The organism is Streptomyces sp. NPDC096323, assembly GCF_040302845.1.
In the GTDB taxonomy this organism is placed as follows: Bacteria; Actinomycetota; Actinomycetes; order Streptomycetales; family Streptomycetaceae; genus Streptomyces.
This window is the reverse complement of the sequence record NZ_JBEOSI010000005.1, coordinates 132,630-152,256: the sequence shown is the minus strand read 5'-3', so window position 1 is coordinate 152,256 and position 19,627 is coordinate 132,630. Positions and strand designations below refer to the sequence as shown.

Below are 19,627 nucleotides of genomic sequence, written 5' to 3'. Positions count from 1 at the left end.
GGCCCGGCCGCTCGCGGCAGAGTCCCTGCCCGGCACGCTGCCCGAAGTGCTGCGCGCCGAGCTCATCGCGTTCCGGCGCGATCTGCACATGCACCCCGAGCTCGGTCACCAGGAGACCCGCACCACCGCGGCCATCAAGGCCCGGCTGGAGCAGGCGGGGCTCGCGCCGCGGGTGCTCGCCTCCGGGACCGGGCTCATGTGTGACGTCGGGACACGGGGCGAGGGGACGCGGCCCATGCTGGCGCTGCGGGCCGACATCGACGCGCTCCCGATCCCGGATACCAAGACGGGCGTCCCGTACCGCTCCACCGTGCCCGACCGGGCGCACGCCTGCGGGCACGACGTGCACACCGCCGCCGTCCTCGGCGCCGGTCTCGTGCTCGCCGAGCTGGACCGGCAGGGGCTGCTGCCCAACCCGGTGCGGCTGATCTTCCAGCCGGCCGAGGAGGTGCTGCCCGGCGGGGCGTCCGACGCGATCGAGTCCGGGGTGCTGGAGGGCGTCGGCCGGATCATCGGCGTGCACTGCGACCCGAAGGTCGACGTGGGCCGGATCGGGCTGCGCGTCGGGGCGATCACCTCCGCCTGCGACCGCCTGGAACTGTCGCTGGACGGCCCCGGCGGCCACACCGCCCGCCCGCACCTGACCACGGACCTGGTCACCGCCGCCGCGAAGGTCGCCACCGAGGTGCCCGCGCTGCTGGCCCGCCGGGTCGACGCCCGGGCCGGGCTCGCGGTGACCTGGGGGCGCCTGGAGGCCGGGCACGCCTGCAATGTCATCCCGCAACACGCCGAACTGTCGGGCACGGTTCGCTGCCTGGATCTGGCCGCCTGGCACGCCGCGCCGGACCTGGTGCACGCCGCGGTCGGCGAGGTGGCCGAAATGTACGGCGCCAAGACGGTGATCGACTACATCCGCGGCGTTCCCCCCGTCGTGAACGACGCGGCGGCGATCGATCTGCTGGCCGGCGCGATGACCGCCCGCCGCGGTTCGTATGCGATCGAGGACACCGAACAGAGCCTGGGAGGCGAGGATTTCTCCTGGTATCTGGAGCACGTGCCGGGCGCGATGGCACGCCTCGGAGTACGTACGCCCGGCGACACGCGCGGGCTCGACCTGCACCGGGGCAACTTCGACGCGGACGAGGAGGCGATCACCGTGGCGGTCGAGCTCTTCACCGCTTCCGCGCTGCTGCACGGCAACCATCCGTAACCGGACAGGTCACCCCAGGTTCGCGACGATCCGATAACGGCTTCCGTACAGGGCTTTATCTGACATCTACGCGCGTTACGATCGCGGCGAAACCAGCGCCGGAAGAGGCGCTTCGGTCAGGTTTGAAGGAGCCTTCCCTTGCGCCGGATCACTAGGATTGCCGCTGTGGGCGTCATGTCCGCAGCACTCGCGCTCAGCGTTACAGCGTGTGGCGACTCGTCCTCGTCGAGCAGCAGCTCCGACTCCAAGGACAAGAAGACCGCCCTCGCGTACGACATCGGCGGTCGTGGAGACCAGTCGTTCAACGACGCCGCTTACGCGGGTCTGGCCAAGGCCGAGAAGGAACTCGGGGTCAAGGGCACCGAGGCCGAGCCCTCCGACGGCGAGTCGGACGCGGACAAGGTCCAGCGCCTCACCTCGCTGGCCCGCGCCGGGAACAACCCGGTCATCGGTGTCGGCTTCGCCTACGCGCCCGCCATCAAGAAGGTCGCGCCGAAGTTCCCGAAGATCACCTTCGGCATCATCGACGACGCCTCGGTGACCGGCCCCAACATCGCCAACATCGTCTTCAACGAGGAGCAGGGCTCCTACCTCGCGGGTGTCGCCGCCGCCAAGGTCACCAAGACCAAGACGGTCGGCTTCATCGGTGGGGTCGAGACCCCGCTGATCAAGAAGTTCGAGGCGGGCTTCACGCAGGGCGTCAAGGACACCAACTCCGCGGTGAAGGTGATCCCCCAGTACCTGACCCAGCCGCCGAACTTCGACGGCTTCTCCAAGCCCGACCTCGGCAAGGCCGCCGCCCAGGGGCAGCTCGACAAGGGCGCCGACGTGATCTACTCGGCGGCCGGTCTGGCCGGTTCCGGTGCGATCGAGGCCGTCTCCAAGGCCGGCAAGTGGAACATCGGCGTCGACTCGGACCAGTACAACCAGAAGGGTCTCGCCGCCTACAAGGAGTCCATCCTGACCTCGGTCACCAAGGACGTCGAGGACTCCGTCTTCAACCTGATCAAGTCCGTGGTGGACGGCAAGCCGCAGACCGGTGAGATCCGCTACGGTCTCGACAAGGACGGCGTCGGCCTGGCCATGTCGAACCCGGCGTTCACCAAGATGACCGAGGTCGTCGCCGCGGTGGACAAGGCGAAGAAGGCGATCATCGACGGCACGATCACCGTCAAGACCGCCCCGTAACGACCCCGGTCGTACGGCTTGACCCCCGTGGGCCCCGGAGCGCGCGCAATGGCGCCTATCCGGCCCGCGGGGGTACTTCGCGAAGTGGTCCGGCCTGTCGCGGCGTCCGCTGCGGACCGGGCCGGACCCGGAGTTCCAGCCGCCCTGTGCGCAGGCGTTTGACGATTCGGCAACGCTACGCGTGTAGACAACCCCGACAGCCTTCAGGCGCGATAACTTCACCCCGCCCCTCTGCCCCTCCGCTCCCGCTCCTGTCCGGCCAAGGAGAGTGCGTCATCAACGCGTCCAGCAGCCCCCCTGCCGTAGAACTGCACGGCATCACCAAGCGTTTCCCCGGCGTCGTCGCCAACCACGACATCGGCATCACCGTGCGCAAGGGCACGGTCCACGCCCTCGTCGGCGAGAACGGTGCCGGCAAGTCCACCCTGATGAAGATTCTCTACGGCATGCAGAAGCCGGACGAGGGCACCATCGCCGTGGACGGCGAGCAGGTCTCGTTCAGCAACCCGGGTGACGCCATCGCGCGCGGCATCGGCATGGTGCACCAGCACTTCATGCTCGCCGACAACTTCACCGTCCTGGAGAACGTGGTCCTCGGCGGCGAGAAGCTGCACGGCATCGGCTCCGCCGCACGGAAGAAGATCAAGGAGATCTCCGACGCGTACGGCCTGGGCGTCCGGCCCGACGCCCTCGTCGAGGACCTCGGGGTCGCCGACCGTCAGCGCGTGGAGATCCTCAAGGTCCTCTACCGCGGCGCCCGCATCCTCATCCTCGACGAGCCGACCGCGGTCCTCGTCCCGCAGGAGGTGGACGCGCTCTTCGCGAACCTCCGCGAGCTCAAGGCCGAGGGCCTCACCGTCATCTTCATCTCGCACAAGCTCGGCGAGGTCCTCTCGGTGGCCGACGACATCACCGTGATCCGGCGCGGGACGACGGTGGGCACCGCCGATCCCGCGCAGACCACGACCAAGCAGCTCGCCGAGCTGATGGTCGGCAGCGAACTGCCGTCGCCCGAAACCCGTGAGTCCACGGTGACGGATGTGCCGATGCTCCGGGTCGAGGGGCTGTCGCTCACCATGACGGACCCGGACGGGGTCGTCCGTGACGTCCTGTCCGATGTCTCCTTCACCATCCACAAGGGCGAGGTCCTCGGTATCGCGGGCGTCGAGGGCAACGGCCAGACCGAGCTGATCGACGCGCTCATCGGGATGAAGGCCGCGGACAGCGGAGTGATCACCCTGGGCGACGCGGACATCTCCCGCGTCCCCACCCGCAAGCGGCGCGAGAGCGGCATCGGCTACATCCCCGAGGACCGGCACCGGCACGGAGTCCTGCTGGACGCGCCGCTCTGGGAGAACCGCATCCTCGGCCACGTCACCGAGAAGCCCAACAGCCGCGGCTTCCTGCTGGACCCCAAGGCGGCCCGCCAGGACACCGTGCGGATCGTGCGCGAGTACGACGTGCGCACCCCCGGCATCGAGGTCACCGCGGCGTCCCTCTCGGGCGGCAACCAGCAGAAGCTGATCGTCGGCCGGGAGATGAGCCACGCGCCCAAGCTGCTGATCGCCGCGCACCCCACCCGGGGCGTGGACGTCGGCGCGCAGGCCCAGATCTGGGACCAGATCCGTGAGGCCCGCCGCGACGGACTGGCGGTGCTGCTGATCTCCGCCGACCTGGACGAGCTGATCGGGCTCTCCGACACCCTGCGCGTCATGTACCGCGGCCGGCTGGTCGCGGACGCCGACCCCGCCACCATCACCCCCGAGGAACTGGGCTCGGCCATGACCGGCGCCGCCGCCGGTCACCTCGAAGCAGCACCGGAGGACGAGGCCTGATGAAGAAACTCGACAAGGACCGGCTGATCCTGGGCTTCGCCGGGCCGGCGCTCGCCCTGGTCGTCGCGTTCGTGCTCAGCACCCTGGTGCTGCTCGTGTCGAACCGCGACCCGTTCGAGCTGTACCGGCTGCTGTTCGAGCAGGCGTCGTACTCCGACGTACAGGTACTGATCATCAACCAGGCCGGTACGTACTACCTCGCCGCTCTCGCGGTCGCGGTCGGCTTCCGGATGAACCTCTTCAACATCGGCGTCGACGGCCAGTACCGCCTCGCGGCGATGATGGCCGCCCTCGTCGGCGCGAGCGTCAACCTCCCCGGACCGTTCCAGATCGCCCTGATCGTCGTCGTGGCGATGCTCGTGGGCGCCTTCTGGGCGGGCATCGCGGGCATCCTCAAGACGACCCGTGGAGTGAGCGAGGTCGTCTCGACGATCATGCTCAACTCGATCGCCACCTCGCTGATCGCCTGGCTGATCCTCCCGAAGAACTTCGGTGACCAGGCGGCCGGGTCCAACAACCTCACCACCGGTGAGATCCACGAGTCCGGCTGGTTCCCGGGAGTGTCCCTGGGCGCCGAGTCCGGAGAGATCTACGGCTTCACCTTCGTCGCCGCCGGCTGCGGCCTCGTGTACTGGTTCGTCCTGAACCGCACCCGCTTCGGCTTCGACCTGCGGGCCACCGGTGCCAGCGAGAGCGCCGCCCAGGCCTCCGGTGTGGACGCCAAGAAGATGATCCTCACCTCGATGCTCATCTCCGGCGCCGTCGCCGGTCTGGCGGGCATGCCGACGCTGCTCGGCGACACCCACACGTACAGCCTCGACTTCCCGGTCGGCATCGGCTTCACCGGCATCACCATCGCGCTGCTGGGCCGCAACCACCCGGTCGGGATCGCCCTCAGCGCCCTGCTGATCGCGTTCCTGGACAAGGCGTCCTCCCCGCTCGACCAGTTCGGGTTCGAGAAGGAGATCGCCACGATCATGCAGGGCCTGATCGTGATCTCCGTCGTCATCAGCTACGAACTGGTCCGCCGTTACGGGACCCGCCGTCAGCAGCAGAAGGTCGGCGAAGAGCTCGCCGCCGGCCACGCCCTCACGACCGAGAAGGAGGCGGCCCTGTGAGCACCAGCAAAGTCTCCGCCGCACGCGTCGCCCCCGCGAAGGGCGGCCGCCGCAGGCTCTCCCTGCCCGTCGTCCTGCTGATCGTGGCCGGCGCGCTCGCCCTGGTCTCGCTGGTCCGGCTGATCAGCGGCGCGAACGACATCACCTCCGTCGGTCAGGTCGCGGGCGCCCTGGAACTGGCCGTTCCCATCGGCCTCGCCGGCCTCGGCGGCCTGTGGGCCGAGCGCGCGGGCGTCGTCAACATCGGCCTCGAGGGCATGATGATCCTCGGCACCTGGTTCGGCGCCTGGGCCGGATTCCAGTGGGGCCCGTGGGTGGGCGTCCTGTTCGGCATCATCGGCGGCGCGCTCGGCGGTCTGCTGCACGCGGTCATGACGGTCACCTTCGGCGTGAACCACATCGTCTCCGGTGTGGCGATCAACATCCTCGCCGTCGGCGTCACGCGCTACCTCTCGAACTTCACCTTCGCCGACGACCCGGGCGGCTCCTCCAAACAGTCCCCCCGCCTGGAGGAGATCGACAAGATCACTATCCCGGGGCTCTCCGACTGGCTGCAGGACCTCCAGCAGCACCACTGGTTCTTCGTATCCGACCTCGCGGGCATCATCGGCGGGCTGGTCACCGGACTGTCCCTCCTGACCGTCGTCGCGCTGCTGCTGATCCCCGTCACCTGGTGGGTGCTGTGGCGCACGCCGTTCGGGCTGCGGCTCCGTTCCTGCGGCGAGAGCCCGGTGGCCGCCGAGACCCTCGGCGTGAACGTCTACAAGTACAAGTACATCGCCGTCGTCATCTCCGGCGGACTGGCCGGGCTCGGCGGTGCCTTCCTCTCCATCGTCGCCACCTCCATCTACCAGGAGGGCCAGACCGGCGGCCGCGGCTACATCGGTCTCGCCGCGATGATCTTCGGTAACTGGATGCCCGGCGGCATGGCGCTCGGCGCCGGACTCTTCGGCTTCACCGACAGCCTCAAGCTGCGCGGCGGCGCGGAGAACGTCCACGCCATGCTGCTCCTCCTGGCGATCCTGCTCGCGATCGCCGCCCTCTGGCAGCTGTACCGGAAGAAGTACGTGGCCGCGGTGATCTCGGCGGCCTGCTCCGCGCTGCTGTTCACCTGGTACGCGCTGACGGACCAGGTCCCGAGCCAGTTCGTCGACGCCGCCCCCTACGTCACCACGCTGCTGGTGCTCGCGCTGTCGTCGCAGCGGCTGCGGATGCCCAAGGCGGACGGCGTGCCCTACCGCAAGGGTGAGGGCAAGTGACGGCGGGCGTCATGACCCCGGCCGACTGGGACGCCCTGCGGGCCGCAGCCCGGGACGCGATGTCCCGGGCGTACGCCCCGTACTCCGGCTACCCGGTCGGCGTCGCCGCCCGCGTCGACGACGGCCGCACCATCGTCGGCTGCAACGTCGAGAACGCCTCGTACGGCGTCGGGCTGTGCGCCGAGTGCGGACTGGTCTCCCAGCTCCACGCCACCGGCGGCGGCCGCCTCACCCACTTCACCTGCGTGGACGGGGCGGGCGAGATCCTGGTGCCGTGCGGCAGGTGCCGGCAGCTGCTGCACGAGTTCGGCGGACCGGAACTCGTCCTGGAGACGCCGGACGGCTTCCGCACGCTCGACGAGATGCTCCCGCAGGCATTCGGCCCCGGGCACCTCGGTTAGCCACCCGCCGGGCGGGCCCGCACGCGCGGGCCCGCCCGGCGGCTCTTTTCTCCTCTATGCGCGTAGAGTCAACGGGACTCATGCGTGCTCATGCGTACGTACGTACCGGCCGGAAGGACTCCAGACCATGGACGCCATCTCCGTCATCCGCACCAAGCGGGACCGAGGCGAGCTGACCCCCGAGCAGATCGACTGGGTCATCGACGCGTACACCCGCGGCGAGGTCGCCGACGAGCAGATGTCCGCACTGGCCATGGCGATCCTGCTGAACGGCATGAACCGCACGGAGATCGCCCGCTGGACCGCCGCCATGATCGCCTCCGGCGAGCGGATGAACTTCGACGCGCTCTCCCGCCCCACCACCGACAAGCACTCCACCGGCGGCGTCGGCGACAAGATCACCCTGCCGCTCGCCCCGCTGGTCGCCGCCTGCGGCGCCGCCGTACCGCAGCTCAGCGGGCGCGGCCTCGGCCACACCGGCGGCACGCTCGACAAGCTGGAGTCCATCCCCGGCTGGCGCGCCCACCTCTCGAACGCCGAGATGCTGCACGTCCTCGACACCACCGGCGCCGTCATCTGCGCGGCCGGCGACGGGCTCGCCCCCGCCGACAAGAAGCTGTACGCGCTCCGCGACGTCACCGGCACCGTCGAGGCCATCCCGCTCATCGCCAGCTCGATCATGTCCAAGAAGATCGCCGAGGGCACCGGCGCACTCGTCCTGGACGTCAAGGTCGGCTCCGGCGCGTTCATGAAGACCATGGAGGACGCCCGCGAACTGGCCTCCACCATGGTCGCGCTGGGCACTGACAGCGGTGTGCGCACGGTCGCCCTGCTCACCGACATGGCCACCCCTCTCGGCCTGACCGCGGGCAACGCCCTGGAGGTCCGCGAATCGGTGGACGTCCTGGCCGGCGGCGGCCCGAAGGACGTCATCGACCTCACCCTGGCCCTCGCCCGCGAAATGCTGGACGCGGCCGGGCTCAGGGACGCCGACCCGGAGAAGGCCCTCGCGGACGGCTCCGCGATGGACGTCTGGCGCCGGATGATCTCCGCCCAGGGCGGCGACCCCGACGCCACCCTCCCGGTCGCCCGCGAACAGCACGTCGTCACGGCCCCGTCCTCCGGCGTGCTGACCCGCCTGGACGCGTACGACATCGGCGTCGCCGCCTGGCGCCTCGGCGCGGGCCGCGCCCGCAAGGAGGACCCGGTCCAGGCCGGCGCGGGCATCGAACTGCACGCCAAGCCGGGCGACCGCGTGACGGCCGGCATGCCGCTGCTGACGCTGCACACGGACACCCCGGAGAAGTTCGAGTACGCGCTGAAGGCCCTGCCCGACGCGTACGACATCGCCCCGGCCGGCACGCCGTTCGCGGCGACGCCGGTGGTGCGGGAGCGCATCGCGTAACCCCTCGCACGCGAACGGCCCGCCGGGACGGTGAGAACCGTCCCGGCGGGCCGCCGTCATGCGGGGCCGGCGCAGACGTGGCGCCGGCCGCTCGGGCTACTTGCCGAAGTAGGCGTTGTAGATCGCCACGGAGGACGTGTTGCCCTTCTTGTCCGTGACCTTGGCCTTGAAGGAGAGCGACTTCTTCTTCGCCGGGTTCTTCACCGAGATCTTCCCCTTCTTGACCGCGGTCTTCTTCCAGGTCTTCCCGGCGTCATAACTGACGTACACCGTGAGCGACTTGAGGTTCTTTCCCGCGGCCGCGCCCTGCACCGTCACCGGCACGGACACGGACTTGCCGGCCTTGGCCGTGCTGTCCAGCGCCACCGCCGGAGCGAAGCGGACCATGGAGACCGGCAGTGCGACGAGGCCCTTGGTCCGGCCGGAGCGGAAGGTCCAGCTCGCGTCGATCCGGGTGGAGACCGAGGCGACGTCGGCGGCGCGCCGTACCGACGTGGTCAGCCGGTAGTCGGCGGCCCCGGCCGGCACGGTGAAGGGTGTCCCGCCCTCCAGCGGGTCGTCGTTCCTGCCGAACACCTTGCCGTTGCGGTAGAGCACCGTCTTCACCGAGCTGTACAGGGAGGTCCCGGCGTTCCGGTTGCCGTCGGCGACCAGCGGCATCGACCCGATGATCCCGTCGCCTTCGCGGAAGACCCCGAAGTCGGCGTTGACGTAAGGCCCGAAGACCGCCGTGTTCACGGTCTTCGGGTACGTCTTGCCGGCCTTGAGGGCCTGCGGGGCGCCGAGGGAGTACGAGGCCTCGAACCGCGGGTAGCCGTCCTCGTCGAGCGGCCCGTTCTGGGAGAAGTCGAAGCCCCAGCGCACCTTGTCGGCGGTGGAGACGTACGCGGTGGTGGTCGCCGGGAGCTTCTGGGTCGTTCCGGCCGACCAGCCGCCGGACGAGCCGGGCAGTTGGCCCCCTGCGTAGACTTCGCCGGTCTTGCCCCTGACGGACGAACCGGCGCGGATGGCGACCTCGGCCAGCTGCCCGCTGCCGAACGCGCGGTGGTAGCCGGTCGCCACGCGGGTCACCGGTCCGCCGAGCGCGACGTCGTACCGGGTCGCCGCACCCTTGGTCCAGGTGCCGTACCAGTGCTGGGAGAGCTGGACGCCGGTCGCCTTCGGACCGATGTGCGCGGTGCGCAGCTGCTTGTACGAGTCGAGCACCCAGCCGTATCCGTAGCCGTTGCCCTCGTAGTCGACCTGGAGGTCGGGCGAGGCCATCACGGGCTTCGCACCGGTGGCCGGAAGGGTGAAGTCCACCGGCTTGGCCAGGCGCGCGTCGAACGTCACCGTGGTGTTCCCGGTGAGGTTCAGACAGGGCTGAGCGAGCCAGTCGACGCCCTTGCCCAGGTCCTCCGGGTCCGCGTACACGGCCGAGTTCAGCACGTACCCGCCCTTGGGGACGCGGAGCTTCGCCGTTCCGTCGACGACCTCGGGGGACTCCCACACTCCGTCCGCGGCGCCGCTCATGCCGTAGACGTCGCTCGTGGTGTACGGGGCCGGCTTGCCGTCGCGCCCGATGGTCTTGAGCGTGAGGTCGTAGGACTCGCGCTCGCGGTCGACCGCGGCCGCGGTGCGGACGGTCTGCCCGGCACCGGTCGCCACGACGTAGGCGGAGTAGCCGCCGTCGGCCGTGCCGCCGAGCTTGGTGTTCACGGTCAGCGGCACCTCGGCGGTGCCGCCCGCCGGGACGGTCACGCGGGTGGCGCCGAGCGCGAAGAAGCCGGCCGGGGCGGGCTTGCCCGTCGGGCCGGTGCCCTGGACGGTGAGCGCGAGCGTGGCGTCGCTCGTGCCGAGGTTGCGGTACGTCACCTTCCTGGCGACCGGCACGTCATCGGTGTGCGGCCACTGCTGGACGCCGAAGCTCACCGAGACCGGGTCGGCGACGACGGACTGGGTGATCGCCCGGTCGACGGCGATCCGGCCCGAGCCCTGCTGGAAGGGGGTGTACTTCCCCGGCTTCGTGGAGGCCGTGAGGGCGCCCTTGAGCTCGGTGTACTTCCAGGTGGGGTGCTGCTGCTTGAGGAGCGCCGCGGCGCCCGCGACGTGCGGGGTCGCCATCGACGTACCGGAGATCGTCAGATAGCCCGCCGGGCTCTGACCGACCTCCTTGTCGATGACGGAGCCGGGTGAGGCGGCCGCCGTGATGTCCACGCCGGGGGCGGTGACATCGGGCTTGATCGCGCCGTCGCCGACCCGGGGGCCCCGGCTCGAGAAGTCCGCCAGCAGGTCCTTGTCGTCGACCGCGCCGACGGTCAGCGCGGCGTCCGCGCTGCCGGGGGAGCCGACCGTGCCCGCCGAGTCGCCCTCGTTGCCCGCCGCGATGGCGAAGAGCACGCCGCTGTCGGCGGAGAGCTTGTCGACCGCCGCCTCCAGCGGGTCGACTCCCGGGGTGTCGGTGCCTCCGAGGCTCAGGTTGATGACGTCGGCGCCCTGGGCGACTGCCCACTCCATGCCGGCCAGGATGCCGGAGTCGTCGCCGAAGCCGTCGTCGTCGAGCACCTTGCCCTCGAGGAGCCTGGCGTCCGGGGCCACCCCCTTGAACTTCCCGCCCGACTTCGCGCCCGTACCGGCCGCGATGGAGGAGACATGGGTGCCGTGGCCGAAGCGGTCCTTCGTGTCGGGCGACGTGGAGAAGTTCTTCGACGCGAGGATCTGGCCCTTGAGGTCCGGGTGCGTGGCGTCGGCGCCGGTGTCCAGGACGGCGATCTTCACGCCCTTGCCGGTGTAGCCCGCCTTCCAGGCGGCCGGGACGCCGATCTGCGCGACGCTCTTGTCGAGGCTCGCCCGGCGCACGCCGTCCAGCCACACCCGGTCGATTCCGGCGGCCGTTGTCCGCTGGGCGCTGCCCGACGGCTTGCTGGTGAGGGCCTGCCAGATGGACCGGGCGTCTTCCTGCGGGGTGGCCACGGACTGGGCGTTCAGCGACTTCAGCACGGGTCCGACACGGGTGGCGCCCGCGTCGCGTACCTCGGCCTTCGCGGCCGTGGCCGCGGCGCCCCGGTAGGAGACGATCAGCTTCAGGGCCGACTTCTGCGCCCTGCGGTTCTCCGCCCGGCTCAGCTCCGTGACGTCGAACAGCCGGCGGTCCAGCTTTCCGGAACTGATCAGCCGGTGGGCGTCGGCCGGGATGAGCAGGGTGTGCCCGTCCCGCGTCTGCCGCTGCACGGGTATGTGTTCGCGCCCCGCCGCGGGACGGAAGCCCAGGACCCGACCCTTGGCGTCCACCGTGACGCGGTCGCCGGTGATGAGTGTCAGCTGATGCCGTGCGCCGGACGAGCTGCCGGCCGGCTGGGACGGGCTGTTGTCGCGGGCCGTGGCCGGGGTGGTCAACCCGGCCGCGAGCGCCACGGCCGCCGCTGTGGCGACGGTGGAAACACACGCTCTTCTCACGTGTTTGCGCAACTCTCCCCCTGGAGAATCAGGCGGCCCCCGAGGGGGCCGGTGGGCAGTCGGCACCGATGCGTGCACCGGAGCCGGCTGTTTCACCCGTATAGAGGGAGATGTGTCCGAATGGGTTCACAGCAGGCGCACAGATGGCCGGAGTTGGCGGATCTTCACCCGCATTCGGTCGCCTGCCGGTCGGTCCTGCGGGATGGGGGACCGGTCGTTACGAGGGTGGCCGGAGGGTCCCCGGGCAGCTCGCGGCCACCGGGGCACCTCCGAGGAGCCGGCGAAGGGGACGCTCGGGTCCTGCGGGAACCGGAGATCGGCGGGGCGATGAGTTTCGGCCGCCGGACCGGTCTTCCTGGTATGGAACCCCTGTCACCGGCCGTACTCGTCCTCTCCGGACGCGTCACCCGAGCCGGCACGCCGCGCCTCTGCGCGGACCTGGAGGCGATATTGACCGCGTCGGACGCCACCGTGGTGGAATGCGACGTGGGCGGCATCGTCGAGCCGGACCTGGCCTCGGTGGAGGCGATCGCCCGTCTGTCCCTGGTGGCACGCCGGTCGGGAGGCAGACGCCTGCGCCTGCGCGGAACGCCGCCCGAACTCCAATTGCTGATCGGGCTGGTGGGGCTCGCCGACGTGGTGGGCCTGGACGACGGGGCGGACCGGGGCGACGGGGCGGGCATCGAGGCGGACCGGGCACCCGGGCCCTGACCGGGCGCCGCCCCGCGCCCGGGCATGCCGTCACCCCGGTCTGTCCCCGTCGCCGACCGTCCCCGTCCCCGATCAGTCGGAGACCGAGTAGTCGCAGGCCACCACGGTGAGCACGCTCCGGCCTTCCCCGGGCCTCGGGTGCTTCGAGGGCAGCGCGGTGGCGGAGGGGGACGGGGGCGACGCCTGGCGCGCCCTCGCGGCCCGTACCTCCTCCGCGCAGTCGAACTCCGGCTGCGGACCCGGCTCCGCACCCGAGGCCGGGGGCGCGACGGGGGCCGGGCCGGGCGTCGCCACCGGCTCACCGGCCCACTGCGTGGCACACCAGCCGGCGACCGCGAGCACGGCCCACCCCACCACCAGCCACCGCTTCACGCGGCGTCGGCCCCCAGGTGGTCCGGCAGCCCGAACAGCGGGAACCAGCGCGGGGTGTCCAGGAAGCAGTGCATGCCCGTGATCGCCCCGTTCTGGATGTCGATGACCTGCACGGCCCACGGCACGAACCCGGGCCCGTCCGGATTCGGCTTGTAGTGCGCGAACGCCGGGGTGCCGTTCGCCGACGTGGCGACCAGCCGGGAGCCCTCGCAGGACGCGCCGATGGACGTCATGAAGCCCGCGATGTCGTCGTGACCCTGCAGCCAGAGGTCGAACGGCGGCATGGTCATGACGGCGTCCTCGTGGAGGAGCGCGGTCAGCGCCTTCATGTCGTAGCCCTCGAACGCCGCCACGTACCGCTTCAGGAGCTTGGCCTGCTCCTCGTCGAGTGGATCCGCGGTGTCGGCGGGGGAGCTCTGCTGATCGGTCAGCGTGGCCCGGGCGCGCTGGAGCGCGCTGTTGACCGAGGCGACGGAGGTGTTGAGAAGCTCGGCGACCTCGCCGGCCTTCCACGCGAGGACCTCGCGCAGGATCAGCACCGCCCGCTGCTTCGGCGGCAGATGCTGGAGCGCGGCGACGAACGCGAGCCGTACCGACTCGCGCGCGACCGCCGCCTCCGCCGGGTCGGCCACCGTCGGCAGGATTCGACCGTCCGGCATCGGCTCCAGCCAGGTGTTCTCCGGCAGCGGATTGAGGGCGGCCTGCGCGAGCGGCGTCGGCCCGGACAGATCGACCGGCCTGGCCCGCTTGTTGCCCGCGTTCAGCATGTCGAGGCAGACGTTCGTCGCGATGCGGTACAGCCAGGACCGCAGCGAGGAACGCCCCTCGAACTTCTCGATGTTGCGCCACGCGCGCACCAGGGTGTCCTGGACCGCGTCCTCCGCCTCGAAGGCCGAGCCGAGCATCCGGTAGCAGTACGCGGTCAGCTCGACCCGGTGCCCCTCCAGACGACTGTCGATATCGGCCGTCGTCGCCGTCAGATCACTCATGCTTCGGCCGCCCCTGTTGCGCTGTGACACCGCTCACTCCAGCACTTCGGAAGCTACCGCACGGCACTGACAACAGGGACGGGACGAGCGGAAGCGGTCACGTGCCGAGCTTGCGCCCGTACACGTACACGTCGTCGCCGTTCTTCAGCAGGTTCCAGTACGACTTCGCGTCGGCGGTGCGCATGTTGACGCAGCCGTGCGAGCCCGGCGGGTTCCACATCTTCACGCCGACCGCGTGGAACGCCTGCCCGCCGTCGAAGAACTGGGAGTACGGCATCGACACGTGGTAGAGCGACGAGACGTGGTTCTTGTGCTTCCAGTAGATCTTCTTGGCGCCCGTACGGGTCTCGTAGCCGTTGCGCCCCGTCCGCACCGGAACGGGCCCGAACTTCAGCTTGCTGCCGTCCTGGATCCAGGTGATCTGCCGGGTCAGGTCCACGCACGCGATGCGCCCCTTGTTCGTGGGGCACTTCTTGGCCTTGTTCGGGGTCTTGCCCGCCGCCTTCTGCGCGGTGAGCGTCTGCATGGTGCGCCAGGTCACGGGCCCGGCGTAACCGAGGGTGGGCGTGACGCCGTACTTGCTCTGGAACGAACGGATCGCCTTGCAGTCGGCGGCCGACTGCTTGCCGTCCACCTTCAGGTGCAGGTACTTCTCGGCCTGCTTCTGGTACGGCCCCTTGGACGCCGTGCACGACGCCGCCTGGGCGGTGCCGCCGGTGCCGAGCACGAACGCCGGTATCGCGGTCAGACCGGCGACGGCCAGCGTGAGCCCGCGCCGCATCCCTACGCTCCGCATGTTCCCCGTGACTGTCATGTAAACCCCAACTCCCCTTCGCGCACAGTGCGGTACTTCCGCCTGCTAGACGCGCGTCGGGGAGTCGATGGTTGTGCGCCGAATGTCTCAGTTCTGTACGGACGCCATCGCGGCTGCCGGCCGCCGCCGCTCGATGCGTGCCGCACGCGACCCGTACAGCGTGATCGATACGACTCCGAGCACGGCGGCCAGACCCAGCGTGACCGTGCCCGCCCAGCCGCCGGCGTGGAAGGCGACCGCGCCGAGCGTGCCGCCCGCGCTGGAGCCCAGGTAGTACGCCGACTGATAGAGCGCCGACGCCTGGGCGCGGCCCGTGGTCGCCGTGCGGCTCACGGAGGACGAGGCGACCGCGTGCCCGGCGAAGAAGCCGGCCGTGATCAGGACCAGGCCGAGGAGTACGGCGGCCAGCTGGTCCGCGAGCGAGAGCAGCAGCCCGGCGGCCGTGGTGGAGACGGCGAGGTAGAGCGCGCCCCGGCGGCCCAGCCGGCCGACGAGGCGACCCGCGGCCGCGGAGGAGAGCGTACCGACGAGATAGACGAGGAAGATCGAACCGACGACACCCTGCGGCAGGCTGAACGGCGCCTCGACGAGGCGGTAGCCGATCACCGTGTAGACCGCGCCGAACACCGTCATGAACAGGGCGCCGATCGCGTACAGCCGGCGCAGCAGCGGGTCGGCGAGGTGCCCGGCGACGGTCTTGGCGAGGGCCTTCGGGTTCAGCGACCCGGGGGTGAAGTGCCGGGCCCGGGGGATCATGAAGTGGAAGACGACCGCGCAGGCCACGGCCAGCAGCCCGACCGCGCCGAGCGCCGCCCGCCAGCCCCACGCCTGGGCGACCCAGCCGGTGAGGATGCGGCCGCTCATCCCGCCGATGCTGTTGCCGGCCACGAACAGCCCGATCGCGGCGACCAGCGCCTTCGGCCGGACCTCCTCCGCCAGATACGCCATCGCGGAGGCGGGCAGACCGGCGAGCGCGGCGCCCTGGACGGCGCGCAGCGCGATCAGCCAGCCCAGCGAGGGCGCGAACGGGACGAACAGCCCCACGGTCACCGCGACCACCAGCGAGGCGGTCATCATCTGACGCCGCCCGAACCGCTCGGACAGCGCGCTCATCGGCAGTACACACAGCGCCAGCGCACCCGTCGCGGCGGACACCGTCCAGCTCGCCTGCCCGGCCGTGGCGCCGAACGACGCGGAGACGGCGGGCAGCAGCGCCTGGGTGGAGTAGAGGAGCGCGAACGTCGCGACACCGGCGGCGAAGAGCGCGAAGCTCATCCGGCGATAGCCGGGACGCCCGGGCTCGAGCCGGTCCGCCGGGACGGCGGCGACGGGAGCGGGGGACGACTGGGTCGAGGCGGCCACGATGAGGGTGGACGCCCCGGTACTGGCAGGAGGCATGCCACGAACGTAGGCCGCCCCCTTTCATGCGTCCAATGCACAAACACCCGATAATCAATCCCATGGCGCATCAGTACAGCTCACAGCCCCGGCTGTCACCAAGCAGTTACGAAGAAGACATCCGCACGGTCCTCGCACCGCGCCTCGCGTACTTCGAGGCGGTCGCCCGCCACGAACACGTCACCCGCGCCGCGCACGAGCTGGGCGTCCCCCAGTCCACGCTCTCCCGGGCAATGGTCCGCCTGGAACAGGACCTGGGTGTCGCCCTGTTCGCCCGCAAGGGCCGCACGGTCTCCCTCACCCCGGCGGGCCGCACCTTCCTCGGCTCGGCGGAACGGGCCCTGGCGGAGGTGGAGAAGGCCGCCGACTCGGTACGGGCCGACGCCGACCCCACCGCAGGCAAGGTCGCCTTCGGCTTCCTCCACACGATGGGCTCCGAAACGGTCCCCGCCCTCATCCGCGCCTTCCGCGTCGACCACCCCAAGGTCCGCTTCCAGCTCGTCCAGAACTACGGCGAGGCCATGATCGAACGCCTCCGCGCCGGAGACCTCGACCTCTGCCTCACCTCACCGGTCCCCGACGCCCCCGACCTCGTCGCCCGCCGCCTGGACGAACAGCGCCTGCGCCTGGTCGTCCCCGAGGACCACCGCCTGGCCACCCGCCGCCGCATCCGCCTGGCGGAGGCCGCCGACGAAACCTTTGTCACCCTGGAACCCGGCTACGGCCTGCGCCGCATCACGGACGACCTCTGCACCCAGGCGGGCTTCGTCCCCCGCGTCGCCTTCGAGGGCGAGGAGGCGGAAACCTTGCGCGGCCTGGTCGCGGCCGGCCTGGGCGTCGCCCTGCTCCCGCCTCCGGCGGTGGCCCGCCCCGGGGTCGTGGAACTGACGGTGACGGCACCGCGGGCCGCTCGGGAGATCGGCGTGGCCTGGCTGGACGGCCACCCGGACACGGCGCCGGTGGCGGCGTTCAAGAAGTTCCTGCTGTCGCGTCGCGGGAACCTGCTGCCGGACTGAGGTGGGCGGTGGTCAGGAGGCGCGGGCGGCGGACGCGTAAGCGGTGAGGGCCGACCAGGCGGCGGTGGAGACGGTGAGCGGAGGGCGGGCGGTGTCACACGGTCTTAGCTTAGGCGCGTGCCCTCAGGGCCGCCGCGGATGAAACGAGACGGTTCCTCTCGAGTCGATCGATCACGTCGGCAACCGTGCCGGGCGGATTCTTCCAACTATCGGCGATGCGCTGGATCTCTGCGTACATGACCTCCGGCGCCAGATCTATCTGCGCTTCGAGGAAGGCATCCGGGTGGACGGCTTCAACGTCCCATGGCGCAAGGGCGTCTGCCGGGAAGTCTTTGAGGTTGAAGGTCACGATCACCTGGGCCTTGGCGCGGATAGCCGTGGCCAGGACGTGCCGGTCGTCCTTGTCGGGGAGTTCCAGTATGTCGATGAGCGGCTCGTGCCCCTTGACGAGGCAGTCCCGTACCGCTGCCTTCATCAGTCGCCGTGTCCTGTCGAGGGCTCCGGGGTCCAGATCCGGCCACTACTACTGAGCGTGACAGCCTCTGAGGGAGATTCTGGGTGTCAGGGGCATCCGGTTGGATGAGCGCATGACTGTCTATGACGTAGCTCGCCAGTTCCCTTCGATTGCTGACCTGCGGAACCTGTGTCGTTCACTGGCGATGCTCGACGCGATCCTGAGCCCGGACTGGGAAGGCCGGTACTACTCCTTCAACGCCGACTGGGCCGACGACGAGGAGATGGCCTCGATGCGCAACGGGTCGGGAGACGAGTACTCCATCGCGTTCTCGGCGGCCGGGGCCTACGTCCGTGGCTTCGACCACGAAGCACCGATGAGCCCGTATGGCAACGATGGCGAGCCTTGGCCGGGAGTGATCGACGAGGTTCCGGAGGTCTTCAAGCCCTTCGTCGTGGAGCCGGCGTTCACCGACGAGGATGACGTCCCCGTCGTGACGGCCTGCCTGTGGCGGGAGGCGACGGATGATAGATGGCGGCACGGCGTGATCGACTTCCCCGCCGGGTGTTCCGACCCCGACGGGGCAACGGGCCTGTTCGAGCTCCTGGTCGACCGCTCGCCGGAAGCGTTCCGGCGCTTCGCCGAGGACTACTACGAGGTTCCCGTGGACCTGGAAGCGGTGCGCGACGTGTATGCCTTGCGACCGCTGGGTCAGAAGCTCGTGTCATCGCTGAACGAGGAGGTCACCCTCGCAGACCTGGCCGAGGACCTCGCCGAGATCGGCTACCCGCAGGTTGCGCGGGACGTGATCTGAGCTTCAACCACCGATCTCTACCCACGCCTGGTGGCCGCGAGCGTGATGGCCGCCAGCAATGTCGCCCTCGAACTGTTCGTACAGGGCGGCACGGGCCCGCCGATGGAGGTTCTGCTGCCCCGGCTCTGCGCATGGTGGCCGCCGGACTCCCTACCCCGTAGATCCCTCCCTTTTCGCTCTGAACAGGGGCTGCTGCTCGCAGCCTCCATCCCGCCACGCCTTGGAAAGGTGAATGGTCGTGCGCGTGCGCCTGCAGCTCGCCGAACTTCTCAATGTGCTCCTGGGAAGCAGGGAGGAGGCTTACGGGATTGCTGTCACCGAGCCCCGTGAGGTCCAGCGTGAATGCGCCGAACATGTATCGGGGTTGCGGGGCGGGGCGGCTCCTCGGACCCGCTGATGCGCGCGTAGAGGCCACGCCGATCGAGCATGCGCACCACCTGCCCGGCCACGCCGTTGGCACGGGCCTCGGGCTTCGGACCGGCCAGTCGCTCCAGCACGACCGGGCGCACCCTGGCCAGTACCAGTTCGCACGCGGCCGGGCGACACCGTGCACATCTCCGAGATGTTCCGCCTCGTACGCGGCACCGGGCACGTCCTCGACGTCCTCCACCGTGACCAAGTGGCGCTGCGCATCCACGACGGCGCGTTCTCCGCGATGGACCTCACCGCCCGCCACCCCCGCACCGGCGAGCTGCTGTCCACCGTGAAGTTCATGGGTGCAGACCCTCGCCGCGGCCGGTGAACTCCAGCGTGATCTCCAGCGGGAGCTGACGGACGACGGACTGCGCGCCGTCAAGGCAAAGGGCAGTAAGGGCGGGCGCCGTCCCGCCGTGGCGCGATCCGCACCTTCGTCACCGACCTCATGCCCGACCACACCACGATCGAAAACGACTCCGCGGCGCCGGAGCTGCTCGTCACCCTCGACATGCCTGGCAAGGGCGCCGACTTCCTCCGCGCCGCCGAACTGGAGCCCGCCGAGCAGGATGCGCTCGACCAGGGGGTGCCCATACGACGCGGCCAGGACTACACCCTGCGCATCAGCGCCGCCCCCGCCGTAGGCCTCTTCAGCATGAACCCGGGGGTGCATTGCCCCGATTCTTGAGGATGGACCCGTGGGTTCGCGGTCCACTCGCGCGGTCGTGTCCGCTTACGCATTGAAGTGCTCAACCGCGTACGGATGAACGCGCCCGACAGCAGGGACTGTCAGG

The 19,627-nt window shown here is 70.3% G+C and carries 18 protein-coding genes; 12 read left to right on the top strand and 6 right to left on the bottom strand.

Annotated features, from left to right (window positions below):
- Positions 1–25 precede the first annotated feature (25 nt).
- The 7 genes from ABTX18_RS15500 to ABTX18_RS15470 all read left to right on the top strand — a co-directional run bounded on the left by ABTX18_RS15500 (position 26) and on the right by ABTX18_RS15470 (position 8,416).
- Positions 26–1,210, top strand: coding sequence for an amidohydrolase (locus tag ABTX18_RS15500; RefSeq protein WP_352123596.1), 1,185 nt, complete (start codon positions 26–28; stop codon positions 1,208–1,210).
- 138 nt (positions 1,211–1,348) lie between these two features.
- Positions 1,349–2,398, top strand: a complete 1,050-nt coding sequence (locus tag ABTX18_RS15495) for a BMP family lipoprotein (RefSeq protein ID WP_352123242.1) — start codon at positions 1,349–1,351, stop codon at positions 2,396–2,398.
- A 251-nt stretch (positions 2,399–2,649) separates the two neighbouring features.
- Positions 2,650–4,233, top strand: coding sequence for an ABC transporter ATP-binding protein (locus ABTX18_RS15490; protein WP_352123595.1), 1,584 nt, complete (start codon positions 2,650–2,652; stop codon positions 4,231–4,233).
- Positions 4,233–5,351 (top strand): ABC transporter permease, encoded by a 1,119-nt coding sequence (locus ABTX18_RS15485; RefSeq protein ID WP_352123241.1) that lies wholly within the window; start codon positions 4,233–4,235, stop codon positions 5,349–5,351. Before ABTX18_RS15490 ends, ABTX18_RS15485 begins: the two co-directional genes overlap by 1 nt.
- Complete coding sequence (locus ABTX18_RS15480; protein WP_352123240.1) at positions 5,348–6,610, top strand: ABC transporter permease; 1,263 nt, start codon at positions 5,348–5,350, stop codon at positions 6,608–6,610. The genes ABTX18_RS15485 and ABTX18_RS15480 overlap by 4 nt, the downstream gene beginning before the upstream one ends.
- Positions 6,611–6,621: 11 nt before the next feature.
- The gene (locus ABTX18_RS15475; protein ID WP_352123594.1) at positions 6,622–7,011 is read left to right on the top strand and encodes a cytidine deaminase; all 390 of its coding nucleotides are present in this window, start codon (positions 6,622–6,624) and stop codon (positions 7,009–7,011) included.
- A gap of 127 nt (positions 7,012–7,138) precedes the next feature.
- Entirely contained in the window at positions 7,139–8,416 is a 1,278-nt protein-coding gene (locus ABTX18_RS15470) for a thymidine phosphorylase (RefSeq protein ID WP_352123239.1), read from the top strand.
- 96 nt (positions 8,417–8,512) lie between these two features.
- Here ABTX18_RS15470 and ABTX18_RS15465 read toward each other — a convergent pair whose 3' ends face one another.
- Complete coding sequence (locus ABTX18_RS15465; protein ID WP_352123238.1) at positions 8,513–11,809, bottom strand: S8 family peptidase; 3,297 nt, start codon at positions 11,807–11,809, stop codon at positions 8,513–8,515.
- A 402-nt stretch (positions 11,810–12,211) separates the two neighbouring features.
- Between ABTX18_RS15465 and ABTX18_RS15460 the strand changes: the two genes are divergently transcribed.
- Entirely contained in the window at positions 12,212–12,562 is a 351-nt protein-coding gene (locus tag ABTX18_RS15460; RefSeq protein WP_352123237.1) for an STAS domain-containing protein, read from the top strand.
- A 72-nt stretch (positions 12,563–12,634) separates the two neighbouring features.
- Here ABTX18_RS15460 and ABTX18_RS15455 read toward each other — a convergent pair whose 3' ends face one another.
- The 4 genes from ABTX18_RS15455 to ABTX18_RS15440 all read right to left on the bottom strand — a co-directional run bounded on the left by ABTX18_RS15455 (position 12,635) and on the right by ABTX18_RS15440 (position 16,135).
- Positions 12,635–12,934, bottom strand: coding sequence for a hypothetical protein (locus ABTX18_RS15455; protein WP_352123236.1), 300 nt, complete (start codon positions 12,932–12,934; stop codon positions 12,635–12,637).
- Entirely contained in the window at positions 12,931–13,923 is a 993-nt protein-coding gene (locus ABTX18_RS15450) for a sigma-70 family RNA polymerase sigma factor (RefSeq protein ID WP_352123235.1), read from the bottom strand. Before ABTX18_RS15450 ends, ABTX18_RS15455 begins: the two co-directional genes overlap by 4 nt.
- 97 nt (positions 13,924–14,020) lie before the next feature.
- On the bottom strand, positions 14,021–14,704 hold the full coding sequence (locus ABTX18_RS15445) for a L,D-transpeptidase family protein (RefSeq protein ID WP_352123593.1): 684 nt from the start codon (positions 14,702–14,704) through the stop codon (positions 14,021–14,023).
- Positions 14,705–14,824: 120 nt separating this feature from the next.
- Positions 14,825–16,135: an MFS transporter gene (locus ABTX18_RS15440; protein ID WP_352123234.1), complete on the bottom strand. Its 1,311-nt coding sequence runs from the start codon at positions 16,133–16,135 to the stop codon at positions 14,825–14,827.
- A gap of 62 nt (positions 16,136–16,197) precedes the next feature.
- On the opposite strand from ABTX18_RS15440, the gene ABTX18_RS15435 reads away from it, so the two are divergent.
- The gene (locus ABTX18_RS15435; RefSeq protein ID WP_352123233.1) at positions 16,198–17,151 is read left to right on the top strand and encodes a LysR family transcriptional regulator; all 954 of its coding nucleotides are present in this window, start codon (positions 16,198–16,200) and stop codon (positions 17,149–17,151) included.
- 109 nt (positions 17,152–17,260) lie between these two features.
- On the opposite strand, the gene ABTX18_RS15430 is transcribed toward ABTX18_RS15435, so the two are convergent.
- A complete protein-coding gene (locus tag ABTX18_RS15430) occupies positions 17,261–17,626 on the bottom strand; it encodes a VapC50 family PIN domain-containing toxin (protein ID WP_352123232.1) in 366 nt (121 codons plus the stop codon).
- Between the two features lie 112 nt (positions 17,627–17,738).
- On the opposite strand from ABTX18_RS15430, the gene ABTX18_RS15425 reads away from it, so the two are divergent.
- From ABTX18_RS15425 to ABTX18_RS15415, 3 genes are all read left to right on the top strand, one after another.
- Complete coding sequence (locus ABTX18_RS15425) at positions 17,739–18,419, top strand: hypothetical protein (protein WP_352123592.1); 681 nt, start codon at positions 17,739–17,741, stop codon at positions 18,417–18,419.
- A 547-nt stretch (positions 18,420–18,966) separates the two neighbouring features.
- Positions 18,967–19,161 (top strand): hypothetical protein, encoded by a 195-nt coding sequence (locus tag ABTX18_RS15420; protein ID WP_352123231.1) that lies wholly within the window; start codon positions 18,967–18,969, stop codon positions 19,159–19,161.
- 120 nt (positions 19,162–19,281) lie between these two features.
- Positions 19,282–19,521: a hypothetical protein gene (locus tag ABTX18_RS15415; RefSeq protein ID WP_352123230.1), complete on the top strand. Its 240-nt coding sequence runs from the start codon at positions 19,282–19,284 to the stop codon at positions 19,519–19,521.
- Positions 19,522–19,627: the final 106 nt, after the last annotated feature.

What these genes read in the sequence shown, in the direction of transcription:
- ABTX18_RS15445 (WP_352123593.1), bottom strand. Translation starts at nt 14,704, where the DNA reads ATGCGGCGCGGGCTCACGCTGGCCGTCGCCGGTCTGACCGCGATACCG.
- ABTX18_RS15485 (WP_352123241.1), top strand. Translation starts at nt 4,233, where the DNA reads ATGAAGAAACTCGACAAGGACCGGCTGATCCTGGGCTTCGCCGGGCCG.
- ABTX18_RS15425 (WP_352123592.1), top strand. Translation starts at nt 17,739, where the DNA reads ATGACTGTCTATGACGTAGCTCGCCAGTTCCCTTCGATTGCTGACCTG.
- ABTX18_RS15460 (WP_352123237.1), top strand. Translation starts at nt 12,212, where the DNA reads ATGGAACCCCTGTCACCGGCCGTACTCGTCCTCTCCGGACGCGTCACC.
- ABTX18_RS15415 (WP_352123230.1), top strand. Translation starts at nt 19,282, where the DNA reads ATGCCCGACCACACCACGATCGAAAACGACTCCGCGGCGCCGGAGCTG.
- ABTX18_RS15440 (WP_352123234.1), bottom strand. Translation starts at nt 16,135, where the DNA reads ATGCCTCCTGCCAGTACCGGGGCGTCCACCCTCATCGTGGCCGCCTCG.
- ABTX18_RS15470 (WP_352123239.1), top strand. Translation starts at nt 7,139, where the DNA reads ATGGACGCCATCTCCGTCATCCGCACCAAGCGGGACCGAGGCGAGCTG.
- ABTX18_RS15430 (WP_352123232.1), bottom strand. Translation starts at nt 17,626, where the DNA reads ATGAAGGCAGCGGTACGGGACTGCCTCGTCAAGGGGCACGAGCCGCTC.
- ABTX18_RS15475 (WP_352123594.1), top strand. Translation starts at nt 6,622, where the DNA reads ATGACCCCGGCCGACTGGGACGCCCTGCGGGCCGCAGCCCGGGACGCG.
- ABTX18_RS15450 (WP_352123235.1), bottom strand. Translation starts at nt 13,923, where the DNA reads ATGAGTGATCTGACGGCGACGACGGCCGATATCGACAGTCGTCTGGAG.
- ABTX18_RS15435 (WP_352123233.1), top strand. Translation starts at nt 16,198, where the DNA reads ATGGCGCATCAGTACAGCTCACAGCCCCGGCTGTCACCAAGCAGTTAC.